This is a genomic window from uncultured Caulobacter sp. (genome assembly GCF_947036865.1).
Taxonomy (GTDB): domain Bacteria; phylum Pseudomonadota; class Alphaproteobacteria; order Caulobacterales; family Caulobacteraceae; genus Caulobacter.
Genome location: NZ_CAMQSF010000093.1, coordinates 1 through 3149 on the forward strand (window position 1 = coordinate 1; position 3149 = coordinate 3149).

Genomic DNA, 3149 nt, shown 5'->3' on the forward strand with positions numbered 1-3149 from the left:
AGGCGGGCGTCCCGGAAGACCTCCAAAGCTTACGACAGCTCCTCACAGACAAGGGGTTTCGTTCAAGTCTGGGGAGCAGGTTTCGTGAAGGTCGGAGCGGGGCGCCCCCCGTTTCCGGCCCGGAGGAATTTCGAGCACTTCGAAGACCCGATAGGCGCGCGAACGCCGCTCGCCGTTCGCGGCCCTACCCCACCATCGACCAATCCAGCGGCTCCCCGCGCGCCAGGTCCCGCGTCGCCGGCTTGCCCAGCACCTTGTCGACCTCGCCCGGCGGCAGGCCGTTGCCGGGGCGGACCGAGCGGATGTTGGCCCGGCTCAGGGCCTCGCCGGCCTTGACGTCGGCGGTGACGTAGAGCGAGCGGCGGAACTGGCGGTTGGCCTGTTCGGAGCCCAGCACGTCGTAGTGCGCCACGCCCAGGGCGGCCCAGGCGTTTCGGGTGTCGTCGACCAGGGCCTTGAACTCGGCCGGCTCCAGGCTGAAGGCCGCGTCCGGGCCGCCGTCGGCGCGCGCCAGGGTGAAGTGCTTTTCGATGCAGCAGGCGCCGACCGAGACCGCCGCCACCGCCGCCGCCGTGCCGGGCGTGTGGTCCGAAAGGCCGATCGGGCAGCCGAAGCGCGCGGCCATGTCGGGGATGGTGCGGACATTGGCGTCGGCGAAGGTGGCCGGATAGCTCGACACGCAGTGCAGCAGCAGCACGCCCGCCGCGCCGGCCTCCAGCGCCGTGTCGCGCGCCGTGCGCATCTCGTCCAGGTTGGCCATGCCGGTCGAGATGATCAGCGGCTTGCCCTTGGCGGCGGCGTAGCGGATCAGCGGCAGGTCGACGGCCTCGAACGAGGCGATCTTGAAGGCCGGCGCGCCCAGGCTGTCGAGCAGGTCGACGGCGGTCTCGTCGAACGGGCTGGAGAAGAGGGTCACGCCGCGCTGGCGGGCCCGCTCGAAGATCGCCGCGTGCCACTCGAACGGCGTCTGGGCTTCCTGATAGAGTTCGTAGAGCGAGCGGCCGTCCCACAGGCCGCCATGGATCTTGAACTCGGGCCGGTCGACGTCGAGCGTGATGGTGTCGGCGGTGTAGGTCTGGATCTTGATCGCGTCGCAGCCGGTGTCGGCGGCCGCGTCGACCATCGCCAAGCAGCGCTCCAGGCTGCCGTTGTGATTGCCCGACAGCTCGCAGATCACATAGGGCGCGTGATCGACGCCGATCCGACGGCCATTTATTTCTATGGAGGGGGCGATCTCGATGGACGGGTTGGACATGGCGGGTCGTCCGGAAAACGTGGTTGCCGCCAGCTTAACCCGCCAAAGGTGGACGAGCCGTCAACCGCCGCCGCAGCTTCCGCCGTCGCTCCCGCCGCAATGAGCGCCATGACTGGCCGCGCCGCCATCGCCGCCGGCCGGGAACACGGGCGCCGCATCGCCGCCGCGCCGATGGCTTTTGGCCCCGCGCGCCTCGAGCGCCACGCCGAGACCCGCCCCGATCGCGACGCCCAAGGCGGTCCCGATCGCCAGGTTGCCCATCGTCAAGCCAAGGCCGACGCCGATCGCGACCCCCGCGCCAGCCCCAATCGCCAGACCACCCTTCATGATCAAACCCCCGCTCGGGATGCTATTCGATGATCGGTTCGCCGCGCGGTCGCGCGTCGTAGTGCTTCTTGCCGTTCCAGGCCGAGACGCCGGCGACGGCGACGAAGACGCCGATCAGCGCCAGGCCCAGCTTGATGTCGCCGAACCAGAAATTGGCCAGGCCCGCGAACAGCGCGATCAGGCCCACGGCCAGCAGAAGTCCGAACTTCATGCGATTTCCTCCGTATGGCTGTGCCGCCATTCGGGAGGAAGTCCACACTAGAAACAGGGTTATGTCCATGGCGCGTTAACGCTCCGCGCCGCCAATGTAGCGCTGAGGCGGAATCGCCCCTAGATATCGCCCATGTCCACGACCTCCCCCCGCCAGACCCGCTGCCTGATCATCGGATCGGGTCCCGCCGGCTATACCGCCGCCATCTACGCCGCCCGCGCGCTCTTGAAGCCGGTTCTGATCGCCGGCATCCAGCCGGGCGGCCAGCTGACGATCACGACCGATGTCGAGAACTATCCCGGCTTCGCGGACGTCATCCAGGGCCCCTGGCTGATGGACCAGATGCGCGCCCAGGCCGAGCACGTCGGCACGGAGTTCGTCAGCGACATCGTCACCAGCGTCGACCTCTCCGAGCGCCCGTTCGCGGTCAAGACCGACAGCGGCCAGGATTGGATCGCCGAGACGATCATCATCGCCACCGGCGCCCAGGCCAAGTGGCTGGGCCTCCCGAGCGAGAGCCGGTTCCAGGGCTTCGGCGTCTCGGCCTGCGCCACCTGCGACGGCTTCTTCTATCGCAACAAGGACGTCATCGTGGTCGGCGGCGGCAACACCGCCGTGGAAGAGGCGCTGTTCCTGACCAACTTCGCCAGCAAGGTCACGCTGGTGCACCGCAAGGACGAGCTGCGGGCCGAGAAGATCCTGCAGGAGCGTCTCTTGGCCCACCCGAAGATCGCCGTGGTCTGGGACAGCGTCATCGACGAGGTGCTGGGCCAGACCGAGCCGATGGGCGTCACCGGCGCGCGGCTGAAGAACGTCAAGACCGGCGAGACGACCGAGATCGCCGCCGACGGCGTGTTCATCGCCATCGGCCACGCCCCGTCGTCGGAACTGTTCGCCGGCCAGCTGGAGACCGGCCCCGGCGGCTATCTGAAGGTCAAGCCGGGCACGGCCTCGACCGCGATCGAGGGCGTCTATGCCGCCGGCGACGTGACCGACGACGTCTACCGCCAAGCCGTGACGGCGGCCGGCATGGGCTGCATGGCCGCGCTGGAGGCGGTTCGCTTCCTGGCCGAGGAAGACCACAAGGCCGCGCATCATCCGATCAGCCATCAAGAGGCGAACAAGATCGGGGTTTGGTGAGGCTTTAGCGCCCCCTCCCCTTCTCCTCCCCCGCATGGGGGAGGTCGCGCCGCGAAGCGCGGCGTGACGGAGGGGGTTGGTGATGATTCAGAGGCGCCGGCGCTGGCCCCCTCCACCGGCTTCGCCGGTCCCCCTCCCCCAAAAGGGGGAGGAGAGAAAAGGCGGCGCTCCCCTACGGGTTCAGCGGATTGAGCAAGCTCGGCGGCCGTGACTTCG

Annotated in this window: 4 protein-coding genes; 1 reads left to right on the forward strand and 3 read right to left on the reverse strand. The window is 68.8% G+C overall.

The window, feature by feature from the left end; translation table 11 throughout:
* Window positions 1-184: 184 nt before the first annotated feature.
* The 3 genes from pseI to Q0V34_RS20760 are packed head-to-tail and all read right to left on the reverse strand — an operon-like array spanning window position 185 to window position 1793.
* A complete protein-coding gene (gene pseI / locus Q0V34_RS20750) occupies window positions 185-1255 on the reverse strand; it encodes a pseudaminic acid synthase (protein WP_297516302.1) in 1071 nt (356 codons plus the stop codon).
* Between the two features lie 60 nt (window positions 1256-1315).
* Window positions 1316-1582, reverse strand: coding sequence for a hypothetical protein (locus Q0V34_RS20755; RefSeq protein WP_297516303.1), 267 nt, complete (start codon window positions 1580-1582; stop codon window positions 1316-1318).
* Window positions 1583-1604: 22 nt separating this feature from the next.
* Entirely contained in the window at window positions 1605-1793 is a 189-nt protein-coding gene (locus Q0V34_RS20760) for a hypothetical protein (RefSeq protein WP_297516305.1), read from the reverse strand.
* Window positions 1794-1925: 132 nt separating this feature from the next.
* Here Q0V34_RS20760 and trxB point away from each other — a divergent pair, with 132 nt between their 5' ends.
* On the forward strand, window positions 1926-2933 hold the full coding sequence (gene trxB, locus Q0V34_RS20765; protein WP_297516308.1) for a thioredoxin-disulfide reductase: 1008 nt from the start codon (window positions 1926-1928) through the stop codon (window positions 2931-2933).
* Window positions 2934-3149: the final 216 nt, after the last annotated feature.

Coding starts and splice junctions, on each gene's coding strand:
- trxB (WP_297516308.1), top strand. CDS start 1,926: ATGTCCACGACCTCCCCCCGCCAGACCCGCTGCCTGATCATCGGATCG.
- pseI (WP_297516302.1), bottom strand. CDS start 1,255: ATGTCCAACCCGTCCATCGAGATCGCCCCCTCCATAGAAATAAATGGC.
- Q0V34_RS20760 (WP_297516305.1), bottom strand. CDS start 1,793: ATGAAGTTCGGACTTCTGCTGGCCGTGGGCCTGATCGCGCTGTTCGCG.
- Q0V34_RS20755 (WP_297516303.1), bottom strand. CDS start 1,582: ATGAAGGGTGGTCTGGCGATTGGGGCTGGCGCGGGGGTCGCGATCGGC.